This is a genomic window from Virgibacillus subterraneus (genome assembly GCF_900110695.1).
In the GTDB taxonomy this organism is placed as follows: domain Bacteria; phylum Bacillota; class Bacilli; order Bacillales; family Amphibacillaceae; genus Lentibacillus; species Lentibacillus subterraneus.
On the sequence record NZ_FOEH01000001.1, the window covers coordinates 489,885 to 515,601 of the forward strand.

The following is a 25,717-nucleotide window of genomic DNA, read 5'->3' on the forward strand; positions in this document are numbered from 1 at the left end:
CATGGGCTAACTCATGTATTGCTAGGACAAAAAAGAAGCTGACTCCAAACGTAAGATGGACCTTACAGGAGTCAGCTTCTTTTATTTGCAGATAAGAAAGTATAAATTCTTTCTTACTGCATAAGTGCAACTAAGGCTTATCTACATTAAGACTTGGCGAATAGCCAAGTTTTCTAATGGTGTGGCTGCGCTCGACAAAGTTTGACAAAAACCGGGAAGTGACAGGCACCCCTTCTAGAACAGTTTATCAAACCATTTTTGAAGCATTCCTTTTTGTTTTTTATTTTCTTGTTTTTTGCCATCGGGTAAGTGGATTGAGCAATATTCTGTTGGTTCGGTACCCTTCTCAAAATACATGACACGGCTTGTGTCACAATATGCTGTTGCCCGTTCGCCTGAATCAGGATCAATTGGCAATCCTACAACACCTGATGGCGCAGTGAATCTTTGTAATGGCAAATCTTTGTGGGCCGCTTCCATAAACCCTGCCCAGACGTCTTTGGCATAGCTGACTTCTGCAGTTTTTTCCATAAGGGCATTGTTATCATAGCCTGTCCATATTCCTGCAACAAGTGAGGGGCTGTATCCCATCATCCAACTGTCTGTGTTCGTTGTCCCAGATTTTCCAGCATAAGTACGACTCAATTGATTAGCAATTGAAGATCCTGTCACAGCCATATATCCATCCAATGACCGATCAAACATCCCAGTCATTAAATGGGTTAGTATAAATGCGGACTCAGGATCGAGCACTTGTTTACCTTCTTCTTGGTCTCTTTCGAATATCGTTTGTCCATGACGATCAATGATTTTTGTGACGGTATGTCCTTCTATTTGATTGCCGCCATTAGCTATCGTGCCATATCCAGTTACCATATCCTCTACAGATACTGCAGCCGTTCCCAGAGCCAATGACGGTACAGCAGGTAAGTCTCCGTCAATACCAACTTTTCTAGCTGTATCAACTAGTGTGTCAGTACCAAGAAACAGATTCGTTCTAACGGCATAAACGTTATCAGATAAAGCTATTGCCTGAGCTAATGATATTTCCTCATTCGCGTAATACCCGTTATAGTTACTCGGCTGATATACTTTTCCATCCTCAAGTTCAAATGATGTCGGTTTACTCATCAACATTGTACTTGGTGTATAGCCATTGTTTAAGGCGGCGTAATATAAAAATGGTTTAAAGGCTGACCCTGGCATTCGCTTTGCACTAATGGCGCGGTTAAACTCGCTTTTTTGATAATCTCTACCACCTAATAAAGCACGTATGCCGCCAGTTGCTGGGTCCATAGCCATTGCGCCGATATTTATTTCGCTACCAGGCTGAATAACATTTATGGCGCTGCGTTCCAGTTCTTGCTGCAGGTCGACATCCAATGTCGTATGAATTTCATATCCGCCTGACCGAACTAATTCAGATTCTACGTTTAGTATATCAGCGGCTTCTATTAAAACAGAGTCCTGAAAATAAGGGGCTACTGCAATCTTTTCACGCTCTTCCTGTTCTGTGAATGCAAGTCTTTCCCGTCTGGCTAAAAAATGCTCCTGTTCTGTAATGTCTCCGTCATGCTGCATTAGCCCTAAAATTCGTTCTTGCCGTTCTTCGGCATTATCCCGGTCATTAAGCGGTGAATAATAGGTAGGACCTTTTGGAATTGCTGCCAGCATTGATGCTTCAGCTAATGATAACGCACTAGAAGATTTGTTAAAAAAATACCTGCTAGCCGCTTCAATACCATGTGCGCCATGGCCATAGTAAATCGTATTTAAATAGCCCTCCAGAATTTCATTTTTGGAGTAGTACATTTCAATCCTTACTGTATGAAAAGCTTCCTTCAGTTTACGAGACCAAGTTTTATCATGTGTTAAATATAAGTTCCGGGCATACTGCTGCGTCAGTGTACTAGCACCTTCTCTTAATGAAAAACTCTTTAAGTCAGATAGTACCGCACCAGCAATTCGTTTTAAATCAAACCCATTATGCTTATAAAAATACTGATCCTCAATCGCTAGGGTTGCGTCAATTAAATGGGGTGACATTTCTTCTAAATCAACCCAATATCGATTTTCCGCACCACGTTCTTCGCCAATCACTTCTTCATTTATGCTATAATAAATTGTATTTTGATCGGTCGTTAGTTTTGGGGGACCGAGCAAAAAGCTCACCAAATAAACCCCTGCAAGGCAAACAATCCCAAGTATAAAAATACTTATAGGAAATAATAGAATTAACCTGCTTTTCTTTAATCGGAAAAATTTTCTCATACACTTTTATCTCCAGTAAAATTTCATTACTTTCATTATGGGAAAAGTTAAGTAGAATTAAACGTAAAATCATGAGGGATATATTGTATGTATGGGTATTTAACTGCTTTATGTTGATAAATGCATACAATTATCGCTATAATAGGAAATTATACAAAGCAGGAGCGATTCGATGAATTCAGAACCAAAAGAGGTTTCAATTGAACTTCAGACAGTTATTAACGATGACGGGCAGACAGAGTACAATACTGTTAAAGAAAATGGGAATTTTTATAAAAAAGATAATATAGATGTACTTACCTTTAAAGAGAAAGCGGACGATGGATCATTAATTAACAATTTGATAACTATTCATGCTGATAAGGTTAGTATTAAACGAATAGGGTCGGTTAAAATGCATCAGCAATTCCGTTTAAGGCAAACATCGGAAAATGTATTCCAGCATGAATATGGTCATATACATATGGAAACTTTCACAAATTCGATGCAATACCAAGAGCTTGCCAATCAGCAAAATGGCTTGTTAAAACTCGACTATACTGTGAAGCTAAATGGGCAGGAAGAACGTAAGCAAAAAATAATACTATCAATTAAAGAGGAGGACTCCCAATGAACGTTTTGGCGCAAACAGAGGATGTATTGAAGCGGGAAATCGCTGCTTCCGTCCTAAATGCTAACCTCGCTACGGAAGATGAGTTGCCATCAGTTATTTTAGAAAAACCAAAGGACAAGGCGCATGGTGACTTTGCTACAAACATTGCGATGCAGCTGGCACGGGTTGCCAAAAAAGCACCACGTCAGATAGCGGATGATATCGTGGCAAATATTGACCAATCAAAAGCAACAATTGAAAAAGTTGAAATTGCTGGGCCAGGTTTTATTAATTTTTTCATGAAGAATGATTATCTTGGTGAACTTGTCCCAACAATATTGAAAGCTGACAAAACATATGGGCAAACAGAAGCAGGGCAGGGCAAAAAGGTTCAGGTTGAGTTTGTTTCCGTAAACCCAACCGGTGATTTGCACCTGGGACATGCTCGTGGCGCAGCATTTGGTGATGTATTCTGCAACGTTCTGGATGCAGCAGGCTATAATGTTGAACGGGAGTATTACATTAACGATGCTGGAAATCAGATTGATAACATGGCATTATCCATTCAGGCGCGGTATCTGCAGGCGCTAGGTCACGATGCAGAAATGCCTGAGGGCGGCTATCATGGTAAAGATCTTGTTGGTATTGGCAAACAATTAGCCACTGAATATGGCGATAAATGGGCCGATGCAGATGAAACAGAACGAGTGAAGTTTTTTAAAGAGTATGGATTAACATATGAGCTTGATAAGCTGAAAAGAGATCTGAACGATTTTGGCGTCTATTTTGACAACTGGTTTTCCGAGCAATCATTATATGATAACAACAAAGTGACGGAAGCAGTCCAAACATTAAAGGATGGGAACTATGTTTATGAGCAGGATGGAGCAACATGGTTCCGTTCAACGGACTTTGGTGATGATAAGGATCGTGTGTTAATTAAACAGGATGGCAGCTATACGTATCTGACACCTGATATTGCATACCACAAAAATAAGATCGAACGTGGCTTTGATCAAATTATCAATGTCTGGGGATCTGATCACCATGGCTATATCGCCCGGATGCGCTCAGCAATTGAAGCACTTGGATATCCTGTTGAAAAGTTTGATGTAAAAGTCATCCAAATGGTAAGCCTGTTTGAAGGCGGCGAAAAGATTCGCATGAGTAAGCGGACAGGCAAAGCTGTTGCGCTGCGTGAATTAATGGAAGAGGTTGGTGTTGATGCCGTCCGTTATTACTTTGTGATGCGTTCAAACGATTCACAGCTTGACTTTGATATGGACCTTGCACGTTCCGAATCGAATGATAATCCTGTCTACTATGTTCAGTATGCACACGCAAGAATTTGTACAATGCTAAAGCAGGCAGAAGAAAAAGGACTCGCAAGTGATGAAAACTTTAATGCAGAGCTGTTAACTGCTGAAAAAGAAATTGATTTACTTAAAAAACTTGGCGAGTTCCCAAAAACGATTGCAGAGTCTGCTGAAAAACATACACCTCACAAAGTGACGCAATATGTGTTTGATTTGGCAACACTGCTGCACAGTTTTTACAATGCAGAAAAGGTATTGAATCAGGATGAACCAGAAATGACAAAAGCACGTATTGCATTAATGAAAGCAGTACGAATTACAATCGCTAATGGACTACAAGTACTCGGTGTATCTGCACCAGAAAAGATGTAAGCTGCTTGCAGGGGTTAAGGCCTCTGCAAGTTTTTTGTTGTATAGGAAACTGGACTTCCGAATCAGCACGTCCAAGATCGGCGTACCAGACGTACTAGTGCCTAGTGGCTTCCTTCCCCGTATAAGTCAACATTGAATCGTTCACACTGAATTATCTTGGCTCGAGGCAGAAGTTGTTCGATATGCGCGCCGGATCCTTTCGACCATTTACTACACATGGGATTGCTGATTATTTATATAAGTAATCGCCAATTAAGACGTATTTACAAATTATTTGTTGCAAGTGGACAGATAAGCTTAGGTGAAATTATGAAACATATTTTAGCGGACACAGAAGCTCTTATTCCGATGAAAACACACTATTTGATAAGCTTTTCGGACACAGGATGCCTTATTTATTGAAAAGCATCCAATAATGGCAGTAGATTACTTCAATAAGGGCTCTGGTGTCCGCCTACACCTTAAATCACCTCATTTTGTCACAGTTAGAGGCCGTGGTGTCCGTTAACATCCTAAGTAGGTAAAAACGAAACTTTTTCCCTTGAAAAAATGCTCCTTGGCAATGAATTTGCGTGACATAGGGGGTGGGTGCATCTTTCTATAACTACAATCGTTTCTGAACCCAACAAAGTGGCATCAGTTGGTATATTATTTTTATATATACAGCAGTTTATAGTTATGACAATTGTCACAACTCCCTAAAAATGAGTTGACTGAATGATCATTCACATATAAAGTATTAGTATATTAAACTTAAAAAAATAGTGGCGGTACGCATCTATATTTTTTTATAATTAATGCAATCGCTATCATTTTTCGTTATACTAAGACAAAAGGAGGAGCGAATGATGGACACGTTTTTATTGATTAATTTGCTAGCATTTCTAGCAATTGTCATCTATGGTTTGTATTTATTCGCTAGAGTTGTAGCAACACGTATATCGTATATTAAACTCGGTAAAAAATCTGAGTTTGATCGTGATTTTAAAGAACGGTTCCGTCGAATAGGAAAAATCGTTTTTGGTCAATCGAAACTATTGAAGGATAAAAAATCCGGGACAATTCACGTTATGATGTTCTATGGTTTCATCCTTGTGCAATTTGGTGCGATTGATATGTTTATCAGAGGATTGGCGCCAGGAAGTCATTTACCATTCGGGCCTTTCTATGCAGGATTTACTTTTTTCCAGGAACTTGTAACGTTAATGATACTGGTTGCTGTTGTATGGGCGTTTCACCGTCGTTACGTAGAAAAAATCGTTCGACTTAAGCGCGGCTTTAAGGCAGGACTTGTTTTAATTTTTATTGGAACGTTAATGGTATCTGTTTTGGCAGGCAATGGAATGGCTTTAATCTGGCATGGTGAAGGATTAACATGGACCGAGCCTATTGCTAGTTTAATAGCAGGAGCATTTAGCTGGTTACCACAAACGGCTGCAATGGTATTATTCTATGTGTTTTGGTGGATTCATACGATTACGATTCTTACATTCTTGGTATATGTACCACAGTCAAAACACGCACACTTAATAGCAGCACCAATTAACGTATTTTTAAGCAAGCGTGTTCCAGGGAAGTTGAAAAAAATAGACTTCGATCTAGATGAAGAAGAAAACGAAGATGAAATTTCATTCGGTGTTGGGAAAGTAGAAGATTTTGAACAGCACCAGATGATTGACTTTTATGCATGTGTTGAATGCGGACGTTGTACCGATGTGTGTCCGGCATCTGGAACAGGTAAAATGCTGTCTCCGATGGATATTATGATTAAAGTTCGTGATCATCTAACAGAAAGAGGTGCAGCAGTCACAGGTAATTCACCTTGGGTGCCATCTTATGCATTTTCAAACACCAATGGGAACCAAGCTGCAAATGCTGGAGCAAATGAAGCAGCAGCAGGCATGGAAAGTGCAAGCCTAATCGGTGATGTTATTACTGCAGAAGAGCTTTCAGGCTGTACGACATGCCGTAACTGTGAAGATGCTTGTCCCGTAAATAATGAACATGTTGGAACAATTATTGATATGCGCCGTTATCTTGTCATGACAGAAGGTAAAATGGATCCGGATGCTCAACGTGCGGTTATGAACATAGAACGTCAAGGTAACCCATGGGGATTATCTAAAAAAGACCGTATCAAATGGCGTGAACTTGATGAAGAAGCGTACATTCCAACAGTAAAAGAATTGAAAAAAGAAGATAAAGAATTCGAATATCTTTTCTGGGTAAGTTCAATGGGCTCATTTGATAACCGAAGCCAAAAAATTGCACTAGCGTTTGCGAAGTTAATGAATAAAGCAGGAATCAACTTTGCAATTTTAGGTAATAAAGAAACAAACTCAGGCGACACGGCACGCCGTATCGGAAATGAATTCCTATTCCAGGAAATTGCTGAGAAAAATATTAAAGAATTCGAGAAAAATGGTGTGACCAAGATCGTAACAATAGATCCACACGCATATAATATTTTCAAAAATGAATACCCTGACTTCGGTTTTGAGGCAGAAGTTTATCACCACACACAAATGCTCTATGACATGGTGATGAATGGTAAACTTGAACCAAAACGTGAGATCAATCAAAAGCTAACATACCATGACTCATGTTACCTTGGAAGATACAATGGTGTTTATGACCCGCCACGTGAAATTTTGAAATCTATTCCAGGTCTTGAATTGGTAGAAATGCAGCGCAATAAAGAAAATGGCATGTGTTGTGGTGCAGGTGGAGGCTTAATGTGGACTGAGGAAACAACAGGTAACCGCATTAATGTTGCCCGTACAGAACAGGCAATGGAAACTCAATCAACTATGATTTCCAGTGCTTGTCCATTCTGTTTGACGATGTTAAGTGATGGTACTAAAGCTAAAGAAGTTGATGAAGATATCAGCACATTGGATGTAGCAGAAATTCTCGCACTATCTGTATTCATTGAAGATGAAGCAAAAACAGCTTAGAAAACTTGGCATTCGTTAAAGGGATTCTTATGAAAGCGTATTTTGCTTTCTTAGAACCCCTTATACTCTGGAGTGCAAGACTTAATATAGATAAGCCTTAGTTGCACTTATGCAGTAAGAAAGTATATATACTTTCTTAACTGCTTAAATAATAGAGGGGTATAACTGCCCCTCTACTTTTTCGGAAACAGATTGAGCGAGCGTTCAATCGAATTATGGTAAGCGCTATCATATTAAAAATTTAATTCCACTTTTTGAAAGGATGTTGAATGTATGCGAAAAACAGTTATCGTATCTGGAGCAAGAACACCATTTGGTAAATTTGGAGGCGGACTAAAGCCTTTCACAGCATCACAGCTTGGTGGGAAGGCAATTCGCGAGTCATTAAACCGTGCAGGCCTTGATGAAAAAGAAATCGATGAAGTGATTATGGGAAGCGTTTTGCAAGGTGGTCAAGGGCAAATCCCTTCACGTCAGGCAGCTCGTGAAGCAGGAATTCCATGGAATGTCAAAACGGAAACAATCAACAAAGTTTGTGCATCTGGATTACGCAGTGTAACACTTGCCGACCAGTTAATCCGACTTGGTGATGAAGATGTAATTGTTGCTGGTGGAATGGAAAGCATGAGCAACGCACCATATTTCCTTCCAGATGCTCGTTGGGGTAACCGAATGGGAGACAAGAAAGTAAAAGATATGATGGTCCATGATGGGCTAACATGCTCTTTCGAAGGTGTGCACATGGGTAATTACGGAAACAGCACAGCTGACGAATACAATTTGACGAGAGAATCACAAGACGAGTGGTCATACCGCAGTCATCAACGTGCAGTAAAAGCAATTGAGGATGGTAAATTTTCAGAAGAAATCGTACCGGTGGAAGTGCCGCAGCGCAAAGGTGACCCAATAGTTGTAGATACGGATGAAGCACCACGTAAAGATACAAGTGTGGAGCGATTAGCTAGTTTACGCCCAGCGTTTGATAAAAACGGAACAATTACTGCTGGTAACGCACCTGGTGTTAATGATGGCGCATGCGCATTTGTCGTGATGTCAGATGAAAAGGCTAACCAGCTTGGGAAATCGCCGATGGCAACTGTGCTTGGTCACGCGGAAGTTGCCGTTGAAGCAAAAGATTTCCCGCAAACGCCAGGACTTGTTATTAACAAACTGTTAGAAAAAACTGGCTATTCCAAAGATGACATTGACTTATTTGAAATTAACGAAGCATTCGCAGCTGTGTCACTTGCGAGTGGTAAAATCGCTGGCATCGATCCGGAAAAAGTGAATGTAAATGGCGGAGCAGTAGCACTTGGTCATCCAATCGGCGCAAGTGGTGCACGCATTATTTTGACATTAATTCATGAACTGAAACGTCAAGGTGGCGGCATCGGAATTGCAGCAATATGCAGTGGCGGCGGTCAAGGTGACGCAATGCTGATTGAAGTACCGAAGCAATATTAGGGTGTTTGGCTCAAACGGACACATATTCGGCTCAAGTTCACAGCAAATCGGCTTAAACTGTCACAAATTCAGCTCAAATTCACAACTTCCCGGCTCAAGTTCACAACAATTTAATAAATCAAGGAGGAACCTACATCATGGCAATTAATAAAGTTATGGTAATCGGTGCAGGACAGATGGGCGCAGGAATTGCTCAAGTCTTTGCACAATCAGGATTTGACGTTCTTTTAAATGATATGAACAAAGAAGCACTTGAAAAAGGCATGAAAAACATTGAAAAGCTTTTAACACGTGCTGTAGACAAAGAACGAATCAGTGAATCAGATAAAACGGAGACATTAAACAGATTAACGCCATCCTCTGATTTGCAGGATGCACAATCACGTGATTTCGTTATCGAAGCAATTGTTGAAAACATGGATGTAAAAACAAAAGTGTTCAGTGATTTAGATAAAATCGCACCAAAGCATGCAATCCTAGCTACAAACACGTCATCACTGCCAATTACCGAAATTGCAGCAGCAACAAACCGCCCGGAACAAGTTATCGGGATGCATTTTATGAACCCAGTACCGGTGATGAAGCTCGTTGAAATTATCCGTGGATTACAGACAAGCGACGAAACCTATCAGGTAGTTGAGGATATGACTAACAAACTATCAAAAAGCCCAGTAGAAGTAAACGACTCACCAGGCTTTGCCGCAAACCGTATTCTTATGCCGATGATCAATGAGGCGATCTTTTCATTACATGAAGGAGTAGCTTCAGTAGAGGACATAGATACAGTTATGAAACTCGGTATGAATCATCCGATGGGGCCATTAACACTGGCAGACTTTATCGGGCTTGATACATGTCTATATATTATGGAAGTATTATATGAAGGGTTTGGCGATAGCAAATACCGTCCATGTCCATTACTTAGAAAATATGTAAAAGCCGGTTGGCTAGGTAAAAAATCAGGCAGAGGATTTTATCAGTATTAAAAACTACCAAGAAAAACAGGAAGGGGGGCATTTAGAATGAATCTCAATTTTTCCGACGAACAGGAAATGATGCGCAAAATGGTTCAGGATTTTGCCCAAAAAGAAGTACAACCGGAAATAGAGAGAATGGAACAAGAAGACCGCTTTCCAAAAGAAGTCATCCAGAAAATGGGTGAGCTTGGATTGATGGGGATTCCTATTCCGGAAGAGTACGGTGGTACCGGGATGGATTATACATCCTATATTATCGCCATTAATGAGCTTTCAAAGGTCAGCGCAACAATCGGTGTTATTTTATCTGTACACACATCTGTCGGAACAAATCCAATTTTATATTTTGGAAATGACAAACAAAAAAAGTACTATCTGCCAAAATTGGCATCAGGCGAGTTTCTTGGTGCTTTTGCCGTTACCGAACCAGGTGCAGGATCTGACGTTGCAAACCTGAAAACACGAGCAAAAAAAGATGGCGATAACTATATTTTAAATGGCTCAAAGATGTTTATTACAAATGGCGGAGCGGCTGATACATTTATTACGTTTGCCCGTACAAGTGATGAAGCAGGCGCGAAAGGTGTCAGTGCGTTTATAATTGAAAAGAATACACCGGGATTTGTGATTGGTAAGGCTGAAAAGAAAATGGGGCTGCATGGTTCAAGTACGGTACCACTAAGTTTTGACAATTGTGTCGTCCCAAAAGAACAGCTTCTAAGCAATGAAGGTGACGGCTTTAGAATCGCTATGGCGAACCTGAATGTGGGACGCATTGGGATAGCCGCACAAGCACTAGGAATTGGTGAAGCTGCAGTCGAGCATGCAACCGCATACGCAAAAGAACGCGAACAATTCGGCAAGCCAATCTCGCAAAATCAGGGTATATCATTTAAAATAGCTGATATGGCAACAGAAGTCGAAGCTGCGAAACTATTAGTCTATAACGTTGCATCATTAGTAGAACGCAACTTACCGTGTAACAAGGAAGCATCGATGGCAAAAATGTATGCGTCCAAAACTGCAAGAAAAGCTGCAATCGAAGCTGTCCAGGTGTACGGCGGATATGGGTATACCGAGGATTATCCGGTAGAGCGCTTATTCCGTGATGCCAAAGTGACCGAGATATATGAAGGAACAAATGAAATTCAGCATATCGTAATAGCTAAAAACCTTTTAAAAGACTAAGGAGGACAACAGATTATGAATTTTCAACTAACAGACGAACAAGAAATGCTACGTAAAATGGTCCGAGATTTTGCAAAAAAAGATGTGGAACCGACTGCGGCTGAGCGTGATGAAGAAGAGCGCTTTGACCGTGATATTTTCGATAAAATGGCCGAACTTGGCCTGACAGGAATACCATGGCCGGAAGAGTACGGTGGAATCGGAGCTGACTACGTGAGTTATGTAATAGCAGTTGAAGAGCTATCACGTGTTTGTGCATCAACAGGTGTTACATTATCGGCACATCTATCGCTGGCAAGCTGGCCAATTTTCAAATACGGAAATGAAGAGCAAAAGAAAACATTCCTCTATCGTTTGGCAACTGGTGAGGCATTAGGAGCATACGCATTATCTGAACCTGGTGCCGGCAGTGACGTTGTATCCATGAAAACCGTGGCAAAAGAAGACGGTGACCATTACGTATTAAATGGTAACAAAGTGTGGATTACCAATGGTGGTGTTGCAGATCTCTATATTGTTTTTGCAAAAACAGATAGTGATGCTAAACATAAAGGAATAAGTGCTTTCATCGTTGAAAAAGGAACAGAAGGATTCACATTTGGTAAAAAAGAGAAGAAGCTGGGAATTCGTTCATCACCAACTACCGAGCTTATTTTTGAAAACTGCCGTATTCCGAAAGAAAATATGCTGGGTGCTGAAGGAGATGGATTCAAAATTGCGATGACTACACTTGATGGTGGTCGTAACGGAATCGCAGCACAGGCATTGGGAATCGCCCAGGGTGCATTGGATGCATCGGTTGATTATGCAAAAGAACGCGAACAGTTCGGCAAGCCAATTGCAGCGAACCAAGGTATATCATTTAAGCTAGCGGACATGGCAACAGAAATCGAAGCATCCCGTCTCTTAACCTATCAGGCTGCATGGCTAGAATCAGAGGGTCAACCCTATGGTAAAGCCTCTGCAATGTCGAAGCTTTTTGCCGGAGATGCAGCAATGCGCATTACGGTCGAAGCTGTCCAGGTATTCGGCGGATATGGCTACACAAAAGACTATCCAGTGGAACGCTATATGCGTGACGCGAAAATTACGCAAATTTATGAAGGAACAAATGAAGTTCAGCGTATGGTTATCGGGCGCATGCTGACGAAATAGCTAACAATATGGCGTTTTTGCCGATGTTCACAGTGACTTCGCCGTAGATAGCAAGAGAAACGCCGAAGTTCATAATTGGTTTGCTCGAAGTTCACAAAATGATCGCCGATGTTCACAATATTGAGCGGTCAAACCGTAAATTCGAGCGACCGCACCACGATTTCGAGCGACTGCACCACATTGGCTCAAGTTGTCACAAATTCCGCTCAAGTTAACAATAATTTGGCTCAAGTTCACAATTTCAAGCAACTGCACCACGATATCGAGCGAGCACCCAGCAATATCGAGAGAGCAAACCGAAAATTCGAGCCAGCACACCACAATATCGAGTAAGCTGAAAGGATGCCACCACATGCACAACCTTGTAGAACGGATGAGAGAAAAGGATATACGCGCTTTGGCACGAGCTATCACCATGGTTGAAAATGACCATCCTGATAAACTTGCCATGCTAAGCGACGTGTTTTCGATAAAAAAACATGCTCGCTACGTTGGTATTACAGGGTCACCTGGTGCTGGGAAGAGTTCGCTGGTGAACCGCCTCATTACCCACATCCGTAATGAAGGAAAAACAGTAGCAATTATAGCGGTTGATCCTACAAGTCCATTCAGTGGTGGTGCATTACTTGGGGATCGTGTTCGGATGAATGAACATTTTACTGATGACGGTGTCTACATCCGCAGTATGGCAACACGTGGCAGTCTTGGCGGCTTAGCACGGGCAACAAAGGATGCGGTGCGAATTTGTGATGCCTATGGATTTGATGTTGTAATGGTGGAAACAGTTGGTGTTGGTCAATCCGAGCTTGATATTATGAAACTCGTTGATACAACGGCACTTGTTTTAACACCAAACAGCGGTGATGTCCTGCAAATTTTCAAAGCGGGTATCATGGAGATTGCTGATTTATTTGTCATTAACAAAGCAGATCTCCAGGGAGTAGGGAAACTGAAAGCACTCTTGAAAGAGCTTGTGATGATGACAACCAAAGGCGACCATGAACCATCTATTGTTAAGACGATTACAACGGAAAATAAAGGTATCGATAAACTATGGGAAAAGATTGATCAGCATCATCAATACTTATACAACACTGACGAAGGAAAAAAACGCCGAAAACAGCAGCAGGAATTAGAAGTATATGAGTTAGTCCGCGAAGAAATATGGCGTGATGTCAAAAAGTATATCGAAGAGACAGACATAACGATCGAGGCGAATAGTGATCCATACCAATTGGCGCAGGACTTATTTGAAAAGTGGAAGGGGGACATTAAATGACTCAAAACCAAATCCTTTCTTCTGTAAAAAATGCTGAACTAGTTGAAATACGCCGAAACCAAATGATTAAGGGTGCAATAACCTTATTTAAAGAAAAAGGGTTCCATCGCACAACAACAAGAGAAATAGCAAAAGAGTCTGGGTTCAGTATTGGTACGCTTTACGAGTACATTCGAACGAAAGAAGATGTGCTATTTCTTGTATGTGATGCCATTTACGAGCAAGTTCATGAACGTCTTGAAGCAGCAATTGATTTGGAGAACCCATCTGTTACCAATCTGGAAAAAGTCATTGAATCATATTTTTACTTAATGGATGAAATGCAGGAAGAAGTCGTTATCATGTACCAGGAAGTAAAATCGCTAAAGAAGGACACCAAAGAATATGTACTGCAAAAAGAGCGGGATATGGTTGGCATGCTTGAGAAAGTTATCGTTACTTGCCTGCCACATGAAATTTCCAAGCAGGACGCTGAATTAATGGCGAATAATATATTCATACAAGGACATATGTGGGGATTCAGACGGTGGGTCCTGCAAAAACAATTCACCCTGAAAGAGTATATTGATCGTCAAATCCATTATTTAATGGAATCACTAGCAATCGACAGAACAATAGCAAAAGATAAGGAGGCTTGATGATGATGGAACAACCAGAACTGTATAAACCGACAAATCCGGTCCGTTTTGTAACAGCATCAAGTTTATATGACGGACATGATGCATCAATTAATATAATGCGAAGAATTCTCCAAGCAAGTGGAGCAGAGGTTATTCATCTTGGGCATAATCGTTCAGTAGAAGAAGTTGTCTACGCAGCCATTCAGGAAGATGCACAAGGAATTGCCATGTCATCCTATCAGGGTGGCCATGTTGAATATTTTAAATATATGATTGATTTGCTAAATGAACTTGGTGCCACACATATTAAAGTTTATGGTGGCGGTGGCGGTACAATCATTCCACGCGAAATTAAAGAATTGCATGAGTATGGGGTGTCATGGATATTTTCCCCGGAGGATGGTCGTAAATATGGACTGCAGGGTATGATTAACCAGATGCTTAAAGAATGTGATTTCCTTCCACCAATTGATCTGAAAAAAGACAAAGATAAACTGCTAACTGGAGAACGTCAAGCAATTGCCCGGTTTATCACCTATATGGAAAGTAATCAAAAGGACCAAGAAGAAAAGCAGCAAGTACTTAAGTCGCTTCAATCCGAATCAAATAATGCTCCAGTTCTTGGTATTACCGGCACTGGTGGCGCAGGGAAAAGTTCACTAACCGATGAACTTATCCGCCGCTTCATTAATGAAGTTCCGGACAAAAAAGTTGCGATCATCTCGATTGACCCGACGAAAAAGAAAACAGGTGGCGCATTACTTGGTGACCGAATTCGGATGAATGCAATTTTTACCGACCGTGTTTATATGCGATCTTTAGCAACACGTGACTCCAGAAGTGAACTATCCAAAGCAATCCAGGACGTCATTGATGTTGTTCGCGCTTCAGGATATGATTTCATTATTATTGAAACGAGCGGTATTGGGCAGGGTGATGCTGCGATTACTGATGTGACAGACTTATCTATGTATGTCATGACAGCAGAATTTGGCGCGCCATCACAGCTTGAAAAAATCGATATGATTGATTTTGCAGATTTCATCGTAATCAATAAGTATGAGCAAAAAGGTTCTGAAGACGCATTGAATCAGGTGCGTAAACAATATGAACGCAGTCATATGCTTTTTCACCAGGACAAAGAAAAATTCCCTGTCTTTGGTACAATTGCCAGCCAATTTAATGATGCAGGAACAAACGCATTGTTCGCATCACTGATTGATACATTAAATGAAAAACATGACTGGAATGATGAAATCAGTTTTGAACGTAATATTATCGCGGAAAAGCAAAACATGATTATCACCAATGAGCGCCGTCATTATTTACGTGAGATTTCAACTCACGTTCGTAACTATCATCAAAATGCGAAGAAGCAAAGCGATATCGCTCGTAAACTTTATCAGCTTGAAGGTGCAAAGGAAGTAGTAGAGGACGAGAACACTAAAAACGTGATTGATCAAACGTTTGATCAATACGAAGAAAAGCTTGATCCCGCTGCAAAAAAGTCACTTCAGGGATGGGATGAAACAAAAGAAAGATACAGTCAGGATAAATTGACATTCTCCATTCGAGATAAAGAAATTGAAATGGATATTACAACAGAGACACTAGCAGGGTTAAAAATCCCTAAAGTTGCGTTTCCGAAGTTTTCGGACTGGGGAGAACGTCTGGAATGGCTAATGAAGGAAAATGTTCCTGGAGCATTTCCGTTTACTGCAGGAGTTTTTCCATTTAAACGAAAAGGGGAAGACCCTACACGACAGTTTGCTGGAGAAGGTACACCTGAACGAACAAATCGCCGCTTCCACTATTTATCAAAAGGCGAGGATGCAAAACGCCTGTCAACTGCATTTGACTCGGTAACATTGTACGGAGAAGACCCAGCACCACGTCCCGATATATACGGGAAAGTTGGCGAAAGTGGCGTAAGTATTTGTACGCTTGAGGACATGAAAAAGCTATACAATGGATTTGATTTAACAGACCCAAAAACATCGGTATCCATGACAATTAATGGTCCTGCTCCGATAATTTTGGCAATGTTTTTCAATACAGCAATCGATCAGCAAATTACGAAATTTAAAGAAGATAATGGACGTGAGCCTAACCAGGAAGAGTACGAGAAGCTTCGAGATGACACAGTTTCTGTTGTACGCGGAACAGTCCAAGCGGATATTTTAAAAGAAGATCAGGGGCAAAACACATGTATTTTTTCAACTGAATTCGCACTGCGTATGATGGGTGATATCCAGCAATACTTTATTGATAAAGAAGTTCGAAACTATTATTCCGTTTCGATTTCCGGTTATCATATAGCAGAAGCTGGGGCTAATCCGATTACACAGCTTGCATTTACATTAGCAAATGGCTTTACGTACGTAGAATACTATTTGAGTCGCGGAATGGACGTTAACAAATTTGCGCAGAATCTATCATTCTTCTTTTCAAATGGATTAGATCCCGAGTATACAGTAATTGGTCGTGTTGCGCGCCGTATCTGGGCAGTAACGATGCGTGATAAATATGGAGCGAATGAGCGAGCTCAGAAACTGAAATACCATATTCAGACATCTGGTCGTTCCCTGCACGCACAGGAAATTGACTTTAACGATATCCGTACAACTTTGCAAGCACTATTAGCCATTCAGGATAATACCAATTCCTTGCATACCAATGCTTTTGATGAAGCCATCACAACACCTACAGAAGATTCTGTACGTCGGGCAATGGCAATTCAAATGATCATTAATAAAGAGTTCGGCTTAACGAAAAATGAGAATTCGATGCAAGGTTCTTTTGTTGTTGAAGAATTAACAGACTTAGTTGAGGAAGCTGTTCTCCAGGAATTTGAAAAAATGAATGACCGTGGTGGCGTGCTAGGTGCAATGGAGCGTCAATATCAACGCGGAAAAATCCAGGAAGAATCTCTATACTATGAAGGTAAAAAACATTCCGGTGAATTGCCGCTTGTAGGGGTTAACACATACTTGAACCCGAACCCGCCTTCAGAGGATAAAATAGATTCTATGGAACTTGCGCGAGCATCCAAAGAGGAAAAAGAACATCAAATAAGCGAACTGCACAAATTCCAAGGTGGTAACGAAGACAAAACTGAGGCTGCATTATCAAAATTAAAAGAAGTCGCAGCCTCAGGCGGAAATATTTTCGTAGAACTAATGGAAACAGTAAAAGTAGCAAGCCTCGGACAAATAACAAACGCCCTTTACGAAGTAGGCGGACAATACAGAAGGAATATGTAATTGCGAAAAGCGCAGGTGCCTTGAAAGACACGACAAGCATAAGCAGAGCGCGCAGTGTGGGGGTTTTTCCACACGGAGGCGAACTGCTTATGACTCGAGTGTCTAGGCACCGGATCTAGATCATCAAAAGTGAAAGCGCCCGTTTAGCGACGTACGGACTGCGCCCGCGTATCGCGGGTGGTTCAACGTTGCCGCGCAAAGTGGCGGTCTTAGTTGAACTTCCGACAATTCTTTGAGATAAAGGAAACACGTATGAGCGAAGCGAAACGATGTTGACTTATCGTACAGAGGTGAGGGAAGTCGCGCTAGTCGCTGGGCGCTTGAACTGGATGAGACAAGAGTGAAGAATACATTAAGGTTGAGAAAATAATCTCTTTTTCTCAACTTTTTTGTAGTTTACACTAGCATATTCAGGTGAGATTTGTTTATAATGTATGGTATGGTTTATAGAGAGCATATTAAATAGAGTTTGTTAGAAACTTAGCTTATCGCCAAGGTCTAATGGCGAACGTCTTAGTTGCTTTTATGCAATAAGAAAGAATTTATACTTTCTTAACTGCTTTAAGATACTTATAATATTTAATTCACTAATACATGAAAAAGGGAGTGCGGTATCGTGAGCCTGAAAAAGTATAGCCGCGAAGAACTTGTAAACAAACCAATGATTGAGTTGGCACATTTAATTTTAACAGACAAGAAAAAGGCCCAGGATTTCTATGGAGTTTACGATAAAGTTGCAGAGTTAAAAGGATTCACAGAAAAGCAAAAATCGGAAAACATAGCACAATTCCATACAAATCTGACAGTTGATGGTCGATTCATGGCTGTTCACACAGATAACTGGGGTCTAAAACGTTGGTATTTAGTTGAAGAAACGGATGAAGAAGTAGCGGCAGCCCCTAAGAAAAAGAAAAAAGCAAAAGCTAAACCGAAACCAAAGAAGAAAAAAGTAGCTAAAAAGGAAGAGCCGAAAGAGGAAGAAGAAATTCCCGCTGATGATATAGAAGTGCTTACTGGTGACTTTAAAGAAACGGGAGACGATGGTGACGAGAAAGACGAAGCATTCGATGAAAGCCTTGACGACGAATCAGGCGATTTTGACGAGGATATAGATGAATTTGATGAAGATGATGACGATTTTGACGAAGAAGATGACGAAGAAGATAAAAAATAATAAAAGGCTCGCTTGACTTTTTTAGCCCTTATGAGTACAATTTTTATTGGGCTCTTTAAATTCAAAGTCATAAAGCGTTTCCCTTGATTAATAGGGGAGGCGCTTTTTTTATTGTTTATGCAACTATAAAATAATTAAGTGCTAAAGATAACTGGACTACAGATTTAGCGACGTTCAGCTCCAGCACCGTATGGACTTCCCTCCCCATGTCTAAGCTAAGAAATAAAGGAAGGTCGACTAATAGCAGCATTACACAACAACGTCGACCCAATCGCGATGCGCGGGCAAAACCCATACGGAACTGAACAGCCACTTACGCTTTTATACGCAGTTAGGAATAATGAATCTGAGGCATTTCGCCTAAAGATTAGCGAATGCCAGATTTTTCTAATGGTTAACCCTTGTTATTTAAGCAGAACATAGTTTTTGAAAGGTTTCTAATCAGACAGGAAAAATATAAATCTAATAATAAATAGAGAAAGACGAGGGATGAGTAGTGACGAAGTATATTTTTGTAACAGGTGGCGTTGTTTCTTCTTTAGGAAAAGGAATAACAGCAGCATCATTAGGTCGCTTATTAAAAAACAGAGGATTAAAAGTAACGATACAAAAGTTTGATCCGTACATTAACGTTGACCCGGGAACAATGAGTCCATATCAGCATGGTGAGGTTTTTGTGACAGAAGATGGAGCAGAAACCGACTTAGATTTGGGTCATTATGAAAGGTTTATTGATATTAATTTAAATAAATACAGTAACATAACAACCGGGAAAGTATATTCCAGTGTTATAAAAAAAGAACGTCGCGGAGATTACCTGGGTGGAACGGTTCAGGTTATTCCACATATAACAAATGAAATTAAAGAACAGGTATTTCGGGCTGGTCAAGCTACAAAAGCAGATGTAGTTATTACGGAGATTGGCGGGACAGTTGGTGATATTGAGTCCTTGCCGTTTTTGGAGGCAATACGTCAAATTAAGAGTGACATTGGCAAGGAACATGTTATGTATATTCATTGTACTTTGGTACCATACATTAAGGCTGCAGGCGAAATGAAAACTAAGCCAACTCAGCACAGTGTGAAGGAATTGCGCTCACTAGGTATTCAGCCAGACACGATTGTCTTGCGTACAGAACTGCCAATCAGCAAGGATATGAAAGAGAAAATAGCATTATTTTGTGATATAAACGAAAATGCAGTGATTGAAATGCCTGATGCAGATACATTATACCAGGTTCCTATTTCATTACAGGAGCAGCAACTGGATCAGCTGACATGTGATCATTTCGGACTGGAATGTCAGCCGGCAGATATGGGTGAATGGAAACAACTGGTCAACAAGGTAAGAAATCTTTCCGAAACGGTTACAATCGGACTTGTCGGAAAATACGTTGAGCTCCCTGATGCATATCTCTCAGTTGTCGAGTCATTAAAGCATGCAGGATTTTACTATGATACTGACATTAAAATTAACTGGATTAACGCTGAGAAGCTCGATGAAGAAACAATTAAAAATGAACTGAAGCATGTCGATGGTATTTTAGTACCTGGTGGTTTTGGTGACCGTGGAATAGAGGGGAAAATTGAAGCAATTCGCTATGCACGTGAAAACAAAATACCATTTTTTGGAATCTGTCTTGGGATGCAGCTTGCTACTGTAGAATTTGCTCGTAACGTATTAGGACTAAAAGGTGCCCATTCAGCAGAAATCAATCCAAAAACACCATATCCAATAATAGATTTATTGCCTGAGCAGAAAAATATATCAGATTTTGGTGGGACGTTAAGACTCGGCATTTATCCATGTAAATTAACAAATAATACCAAAACAAAGGCAGCATACGATGGAGCAGATATTGTGTATGAACGCCACCGCCACCGTTATGAATTTAATAATGAATACCGAGAGCAAATGAAGGATAATGGATTCATTTTTTCTGGAACAAGCCCTGATGGCAGATTGGTCGAAACAATTGAGATTACCGACCATCCATGGTTTGTCGCATGTCAATTTCATCCGGAATTTAAATCACGTCCAACAAGATCACAAGCATTATTCCATGGCTTTATCGGTGCAGTAGTAAATAAATAACGTAACTATAAACAACATAATAGGACCTATATAGAGAACGTACATTCTGTTCTTTGTATAGGTCTTTTTTATTATTAGTGACTTTGTATCATATGATCATAAAAAATATGTTCTTTAAAAAGAAGGATTTTTCGGAGTGTATGTAGAAATATGTAGTTAAAGAGAGAGAAATTTATGTTCGAGGTGGGGAGAAGGTTATCTTTATGAAAAAGGAAATATTAGTGGTTGATGACCAACCAGGTATACGTTTACTTTTACAGGAGATATTTACAAATCAGGGGTATCGTGTAACAACGGCAAAAACGGGCAAGGAAGCATTGGATGAGCTTAACAAAAGCTCATATGACTTGATTATGCTGGATTATAAGTTACCTGTTGTTGATGGCGTAGAGGTAATACAGCAATTGGAACGTGATAAAATTGAAGTACCTGCTATATTAATGAGTGGTTTAGCGGAAGATATAATGAAAGAATCTCAAAATTACGATATGGTAAAAAAGGTGCTTGCAAAGCCATTTAACGTTAAAGATGTATGTGACTACACAAAAAGCTTAATTGGATGATTATTGATAAGTTATAAATAGATAACAATTTTGTAGCTGACTTTACCACATTAGCTACTATTTTGTTATGTGGAATTCGGCGAAGGACAGGCACTTGCTCTTTTGTTCTTGCGACTTGATGTTGTTGTTGGTATTCTTATATTGTAGTTTAATTTATTGAAGTAGACGTAATCATCTAAGGAGGACATAGAATGCCGCTAGTATCAATGAAAGAAATGCTCGAAAAGGGCAAGGAAAATGGTTATGCAGTTGGACAATTCAATTTAAATAATATGGAATATGCCCAAGCAATTCTGCAGGCTGCTGAAGAAGAAAAGTCACCAGTTATCCTTGGTGTTTCTGAAGGCGCTGGAAAATATATGGACGGATTTAAAGTAGTTGTTTCAATGGTTAAAGCGCTTATGGAAGAATATGGTACAACTGTGCCGGTTGCTATCCACCTTGATCATGGTTCAAGCTTTGAAGCATGTGCAAAGGCAATTCAGGCAGGATTCACATCTGTGATGATTGATGCATCCTCACAACCACTAGATGACAATATTGATTTAACGAGAAAAGTAGTTGAGCTAGCACATATTCATGGCGTTTCTGTTGAAGCAGAGCTCGGTCGAGTTGGCGGGCAGGAAGATGACATAATTGTTGAAGATGCAGAAGCTGCATATGCAATCCCTGCGGAGTGTGAAAGACTTGTCAACGAAACGAACGTTGATTGTTTCGCACCAGCTTTAGGCTCAGTGCATGGTCCTTATAAAGGTGAACCGAACCTCGGATTTGACCGTATGGAGGAAGTAATGAACCTGACAAATATTCCACTTGTATTGCACGGTGGTACAGGCATTCCGACGAAAGATATCAAACGTGCCATTTCCTTAGGCTCAGCAAAAATTAATGTGAATACAGAGAGTCAGGTTGCACAAGCAAATAAAGTTCGAGAAGTATTAAATGAAAAACCGGATCTTTATGATCCTCGTAAATATTTAGGTCCAAGTCGTGACGCAATTAAGGAAACGGTTATTGGCAAAATGCGTGAATTTGGTTCTTCTAAACAAGCAAAATAGAAAGAACAGTTTAAGCATAGTGTTAAATAGCAAGACTATTGCAAGAAAGAGAGGAGAATAAACGATGAAATTTTTTATCGATACCGCAAATATTGAAGAGGTTCGTTCCGCAAATGAACTTGGTATATTAGCAGGCGTGACCACAAACCCAAGTTTAGTAGCAAAAGAAGGTGTTTCATTTCATGATCGATTAAAAGAAATTACCGATGAAGTGTCAGGTTCAGTAAGTGCTGAGGTTATTGCTGAAGACGCTGAAGGTATGATTAAGGAAGGTAAAGAACTTGCGGCAATTGCACCAAATATAACAGTTAAAGTCCCGATGACATTAGAAGGACTTAAGGCTGTTAAGGCATTCAGTGATTTGAACATAAAAACAAATGTTACGTTAATTTTTAATGCCAATCAAGCCTTACTTGCTGCTCGCGCAGGTGCATCTTATGTATCACCATTCCTTGGTCGTTTGGATGACATTGGTCATGACGGAATGACATTAGTCGCAACTATTTCTGAGATATTCGATTTACATGATATAAGCACAGAAATTATTGCAGCATCAATCAGAAATCCATTACATGTTATTGACGCTTCACTAAATGGAGCGCACATTGCAACAATTCCATACAAAGTTCTCGGTCAGCTTGTTAAGCATCCACTGACAGATCAAGGTATCGAAAAGTTTCTGTCTGACTGGAACAATAATAAATAAGCACATATAATTGGGAAAATTGTGCAAAATAAAGTAAATAATAGTAAAAACTAAAAACAACCAGAAAGTATGTGTGTTCAAAATTAATTTTTTGAATAACCTCAACCGGAAAAAAGGGCTATTAATTCTGTGGCCAATCCGGAACTAGTACATTCTGTGCGTCAAAAAGTGAGGTGCCCCGAATGCAGAAAATGTTAGTGGAAGGCGGAAATTTGCTAAACGGAAAGGTTCGAATCAACGGAGCCAAAAATAGTGCAGTCGCATTATTACCTGCTGCACTTTTAGCTGATTCCCATGTAATGATTGAAGGACTACCAGAGATCTCAGATGTGTACACACTTGGTGACTTGCTTGAAGAGATTGGTGGAAAAGTAAGCTGGGACGGGCAAACAGTGCATATTGACCCAGAGAATATGGTATCAATGCCATTGCCAAATGGGAAAGTGAAGAAACTGCGAGCATCCTACTATTTTATGGGCGCTATGCTTGGCAAATTCAACCAGGCAGTTATCGGTTTGCCAGGTGGCTGCCACTTAGGTCCACGCCCAATTGATCAGCACATCAAAGGCTTCGAGGCACTTGGAGCTGAGGTTACCAATGAACAAGGCGCAATTTATATTAGGGCAAATGAACTAAAAGGTGCGCGAATATATCTGGACGTTGTTAGTGTTGGTGCTACAATTAATATTATGCTTGCAGCTGTTAAAGCAAAAGGTAAAACAGTGATTGAAAATGCAGCAAAAGAACCAGAAATTATTGATGTAGCTACCTTGCTGACAAATATGGGTGCGAAAATAAAAGGTGTCGGAACTGACGTTATCAGAATTGAAGGTGTTGAGCATTTACACGGGTGCCGCCATACGATCATTCCAGACCGAATTGAAGCTGGAACATATGCAATCGCAGCTGCGGCCCAGGGTAAAGAAGTAATTATCGACAATGTGATTTCACAGCATCTTGAGTCCGTATTAGCCAAGTTACGAGAAATGGGCGTAGTAGTGGAAGAAAAAGACGAGCAACTATATATTGCTCCAAAAAAACCACTTAAAAGCGTTGATGTAAAAACACTCGTCTACCCAGGTTTTCCAACCGATTTACAGCAGCCTTTTACAACGTTATTAACTAAAGCAGTTAATACAGGTGTTATCACGGATACAATTTATTCAGCAAGATTAAAACATATTGATGAATTACGGCGAATGAATGCTATAATAAAAGTTGAGGGTGGATCTGTAATTGTTTCCGGACCAGTCCAGCTAGAAGGCGCACGCGTAAAGGCAACTGATTTACGTGCGGGTGCATCCCTTATTATCGCCGGACTAATGGCAAATGGAATAACCGAAATTACCGGCCTGGAACATATTGATCGAGGATACGAGAAAATTACAGAGAAACTAATCGACCTCGGTGCAAATGTATGGCGGGAAGAAATGACACAACAAGAAATAGAGCAATTCCAAAACTCTTAGACAAAAAAACAAGAGTTTGCATTGCTTCCATGTAGTAATCTCCATATTTAATATCTTCTTGGGATGAGGATATTACATTTAAAGGGAGAGGAAATATTATGGAAAGAAGTTTAACAATGGAAATCGTACGCGTCACAGAGGCAGCTGCATTATCATCAGCACGATGGATGGGGCGAGGCAAAAAGGAAGAAGCCGACGATGCAGCAACATCAGCAATGCGTGACGTTTTTGATACAATTCCGATGCAGGGAACAGTTGTAATCGGTGAAGGTGAAATGGATGAAGCACCAATGCTCTATATTGGTGAAGAGCTTGGGACTGGATCTGGTCCAAGGGTAGATATAGCCGTTGACCCATTGGAAGGAACAAACATTGTTGCTCAGGGTACATGGAATGCACTTGCCGTAATAGCGATCGCCGACCATAAGAAGCTTTTGCATGCGCCCGATATGTACATGCAAAAACTAGCTGTCGGACCAGAAGCAGTAGGCAAAGTAGATATTAATGCATCAACACTAGAAAACTTAAAAGCTGTTGCGAAAGCCAAAAATAAAAATATGGAAGATCTTGTGGCAGTCGTTTTGGATCGCCCTCGTCATGCAGAGCTAGTTGAGGAAATACGCGCTGCAGGTGCACGAATCAAGTTAATTCCAGACGGTGATGTGGCTGGAGCAATGAACACAGCTTTTGATGATACAGGTGTAGATATTTTATTAGGTACAGGTGGAGCCCCAGAGGGTGTACTGGCTGCAGTTGCCTTAAAATGTCTAGGCGGTGAAATCCAAGGAAAGCTTGTCCCGGCAAACGATGAAGAAACAAATCGTTGTAAAGAAATGGGAATAGCTGATACGAATAAAGTATTCTATATGGATGATTTCTGTGGTGGTGATGATGCAATTTTCGCCGCAACAGGAGTCACTGACGGTGAATTGTTACAAGGTGTCCAGTTTAAAGGCGTCAAGGCAACAACACAAACAGTAGTTATGCGTGCCAAAAGTGGGACAGTCCGTTTTATCGATGGCGACCATAGCCTGAAGAAAAAACCAAACCTCGTAATGGAACCATAATAAATTATTATAGAAGGGAAGCCAATTTCGCGGCTTCCTTCTCTATTTATCATCCAACTGCCAAGAATATAAAAATAGAGTTGAATATTATGACACAAACAGGTATTATTGTAGATGTTTAATACTAGTAA

18 protein-coding genes are annotated in these 25,717 nt (G+C 40.4%); 17 read left to right on the forward strand and 1 reads right to left on the reverse strand.

Annotated features, from left to right (window positions below):
* Window positions 1–234 precede the first annotated feature (234 nt).
* A complete protein-coding gene (locus BMY13_RS02385; RefSeq protein WP_245735979.1) occupies window positions 235–2,172 on the reverse strand; it encodes a transglycosylase domain-containing protein in 1,938 nt (645 codons plus the stop codon).
* A 271-nt stretch (window positions 2,173–2,443) separates the two neighbouring features.
* On the opposite strand from BMY13_RS02385, the gene BMY13_RS02390 reads away from it, so the two are divergent.
* From BMY13_RS02390 to glpX, 17 genes are all read left to right on the forward strand, one after another.
* Window positions 2,444–2,884: a YwiB family protein gene (locus BMY13_RS02390; protein WP_092491422.1), complete on the forward strand. Its 441-nt coding sequence runs from the start codon at window positions 2,444–2,446 to the stop codon at window positions 2,882–2,884.
* Entirely contained in the window at window positions 2,881–4,551 is a 1,671-nt protein-coding gene (gene argS, locus BMY13_RS02395) for an arginine--tRNA ligase (protein ID WP_092502235.1), read from the forward strand. Before BMY13_RS02390 ends, argS begins: the two co-directional genes overlap by 4 nt.
* 848 nt (window positions 4,552–5,399) lie before the next feature.
* Window positions 5,400–7,508, forward strand: a complete 2,109-nt coding sequence (locus BMY13_RS02400) for a heterodisulfide reductase-related iron-sulfur binding cluster (RefSeq protein WP_092502237.1) — start codon at window positions 5,400–5,402, stop codon at window positions 7,506–7,508.
* Window positions 7,509–7,781: 273 nt separating this feature from the next.
* Entirely contained in the window at window positions 7,782–8,972 is a 1,191-nt protein-coding gene (locus tag BMY13_RS02405) for an acetyl-CoA C-acetyltransferase (RefSeq protein ID WP_092502239.1), read from the forward strand.
* A 137-nt stretch (window positions 8,973–9,109) separates the two neighbouring features.
* Complete coding sequence (locus BMY13_RS02410) at window positions 9,110–9,958, forward strand: 3-hydroxybutyryl-CoA dehydrogenase (RefSeq protein ID WP_092491426.1); 849 nt, start codon at window positions 9,110–9,112, stop codon at window positions 9,956–9,958.
* Between the two features lie 36 nt (window positions 9,959–9,994).
* Window positions 9,995–11,137 (forward strand): acyl-CoA dehydrogenase, encoded by a 1,143-nt coding sequence (locus BMY13_RS02415; protein ID WP_092502241.1) that lies wholly within the window; start codon window positions 9,995–9,997, stop codon window positions 11,135–11,137.
* Between the two features lie 15 nt (window positions 11,138–11,152).
* On the forward strand, window positions 11,153–12,292 hold the full coding sequence (locus BMY13_RS02420) for an acyl-CoA dehydrogenase (protein WP_092491428.1): 1,140 nt from the start codon (window positions 11,153–11,155) through the stop codon (window positions 12,290–12,292).
* A gap of 352 nt (window positions 12,293–12,644) precedes the next feature.
* Complete coding sequence (gene meaB / locus BMY13_RS02425; protein ID WP_092502243.1) at window positions 12,645–13,571, forward strand: methylmalonyl Co-A mutase-associated GTPase MeaB; 927 nt, start codon at window positions 12,645–12,647, stop codon at window positions 13,569–13,571.
* Window positions 13,568–14,209, forward strand: coding sequence for a TetR/AcrR family transcriptional regulator (locus BMY13_RS02430; RefSeq protein WP_092491430.1), 642 nt, complete (start codon window positions 13,568–13,570; stop codon window positions 14,207–14,209). The genes meaB and BMY13_RS02430 overlap by 4 nt, the downstream gene beginning before the upstream one ends.
* A gap of 5 nt (window positions 14,210–14,214) precedes the next feature.
* Complete coding sequence (gene icmF / locus BMY13_RS02435) at window positions 14,215–17,454, forward strand: fused isobutyryl-CoA mutase/GTPase IcmF (protein WP_092503399.1); 3,240 nt, start codon at window positions 14,215–14,217, stop codon at window positions 17,452–17,454.
* A gap of 616 nt (window positions 17,455–18,070) precedes the next feature.
* Window positions 18,071–18,628: a DNA-directed RNA polymerase subunit delta gene (rpoE, locus tag BMY13_RS02440; protein WP_092502245.1), complete on the forward strand. Its 558-nt coding sequence runs from the start codon at window positions 18,071–18,073 to the stop codon at window positions 18,626–18,628.
* A gap of 496 nt (window positions 18,629–19,124) precedes the next feature.
* Window positions 19,125–20,723, forward strand: a complete 1,599-nt coding sequence (locus BMY13_RS02445; RefSeq protein WP_092502247.1) for a CTP synthase — start codon at window positions 19,125–19,127, stop codon at window positions 20,721–20,723.
* Between the two features lie 203 nt (window positions 20,724–20,926).
* Window positions 20,927–21,286: a response regulator gene (locus tag BMY13_RS02450; protein WP_092491433.1), complete on the forward strand. Its 360-nt coding sequence runs from the start codon at window positions 20,927–20,929 to the stop codon at window positions 21,284–21,286.
* 191 nt (window positions 21,287–21,477) lie between these two features.
* Window positions 21,478–22,344, forward strand: a complete 867-nt coding sequence (gene fba, locus BMY13_RS02455) for a class II fructose-1,6-bisphosphate aldolase (RefSeq protein WP_092502250.1) — start codon at window positions 21,478–21,480, stop codon at window positions 22,342–22,344.
* A gap of 64 nt (window positions 22,345–22,408) precedes the next feature.
* Window positions 22,409–23,050 (forward strand): fructose-6-phosphate aldolase, encoded by a 642-nt coding sequence (gene fsa / locus BMY13_RS02460; RefSeq protein ID WP_092502252.1) that lies wholly within the window; start codon window positions 22,409–22,411, stop codon window positions 23,048–23,050.
* A gap of 182 nt (window positions 23,051–23,232) precedes the next feature.
* A complete protein-coding gene (locus BMY13_RS02465) occupies window positions 23,233–24,519 on the forward strand; it encodes a UDP-N-acetylglucosamine 1-carboxyvinyltransferase (protein ID WP_092491436.1) in 1,287 nt (428 codons plus the stop codon).
* Between the two features lie 98 nt (window positions 24,520–24,617).
* A complete protein-coding gene (gene glpX / locus BMY13_RS02470; protein ID WP_092491437.1) occupies window positions 24,618–25,586 on the forward strand; it encodes a class II fructose-bisphosphatase in 969 nt (322 codons plus the stop codon).
* Window positions 25,587–25,717: the final 131 nt, after the last annotated feature.

Coding starts and splice junctions, on each gene's coding strand:
- BMY13_RS02390 (WP_092491422.1), top strand. CDS start 2,444: ATGAATTCAGAACCAAAAGAGGTTTCAATTGAACTTCAGACAGTTATT.
- argS (WP_092502235.1), top strand. CDS start 2,881: ATGAACGTTTTGGCGCAAACAGAGGATGTATTGAAGCGGGAAATCGCT.
- BMY13_RS02400 (WP_092502237.1), top strand. CDS start 5,400: ATGGACACGTTTTTATTGATTAATTTGCTAGCATTTCTAGCAATTGTC.
- BMY13_RS02405 (WP_092502239.1), top strand. CDS start 7,782: ATGCGAAAAACAGTTATCGTATCTGGAGCAAGAACACCATTTGGTAAA.
- BMY13_RS02410 (WP_092491426.1), top strand. CDS start 9,110: ATGGCAATTAATAAAGTTATGGTAATCGGTGCAGGACAGATGGGCGCA.
- BMY13_RS02415 (WP_092502241.1), top strand. CDS start 9,995: ATGAATCTCAATTTTTCCGACGAACAGGAAATGATGCGCAAAATGGTT.
- BMY13_RS02420 (WP_092491428.1), top strand. CDS start 11,153: ATGAATTTTCAACTAACAGACGAACAAGAAATGCTACGTAAAATGGTC.
- meaB (WP_092502243.1), top strand. CDS start 12,645: ATGCACAACCTTGTAGAACGGATGAGAGAAAAGGATATACGCGCTTTG.
- BMY13_RS02430 (WP_092491430.1), top strand. CDS start 13,568: ATGACTCAAAACCAAATCCTTTCTTCTGTAAAAAATGCTGAACTAGTT.
- icmF (WP_092503399.1), top strand. CDS start 14,215: ATGGAACAACCAGAACTGTATAAACCGACAAATCCGGTCCGTTTTGTA.
- BMY13_RS02450 (WP_092491433.1), top strand. CDS start 20,927: ATGAAAAAGGAAATATTAGTGGTTGATGACCAACCAGGTATACGTTTA.
- fba (WP_092502250.1), top strand. CDS start 21,478: ATGCCGCTAGTATCAATGAAAGAAATGCTCGAAAAGGGCAAGGAAAAT.
- fsa (WP_092502252.1), top strand. CDS start 22,409: ATGAAATTTTTTATCGATACCGCAAATATTGAAGAGGTTCGTTCCGCA.
- BMY13_RS02465 (WP_092491436.1), top strand. CDS start 23,233: ATGCAGAAAATGTTAGTGGAAGGCGGAAATTTGCTAAACGGAAAGGTT.
- glpX (WP_092491437.1), top strand. CDS start 24,618: ATGGAAAGAAGTTTAACAATGGAAATCGTACGCGTCACAGAGGCAGCT.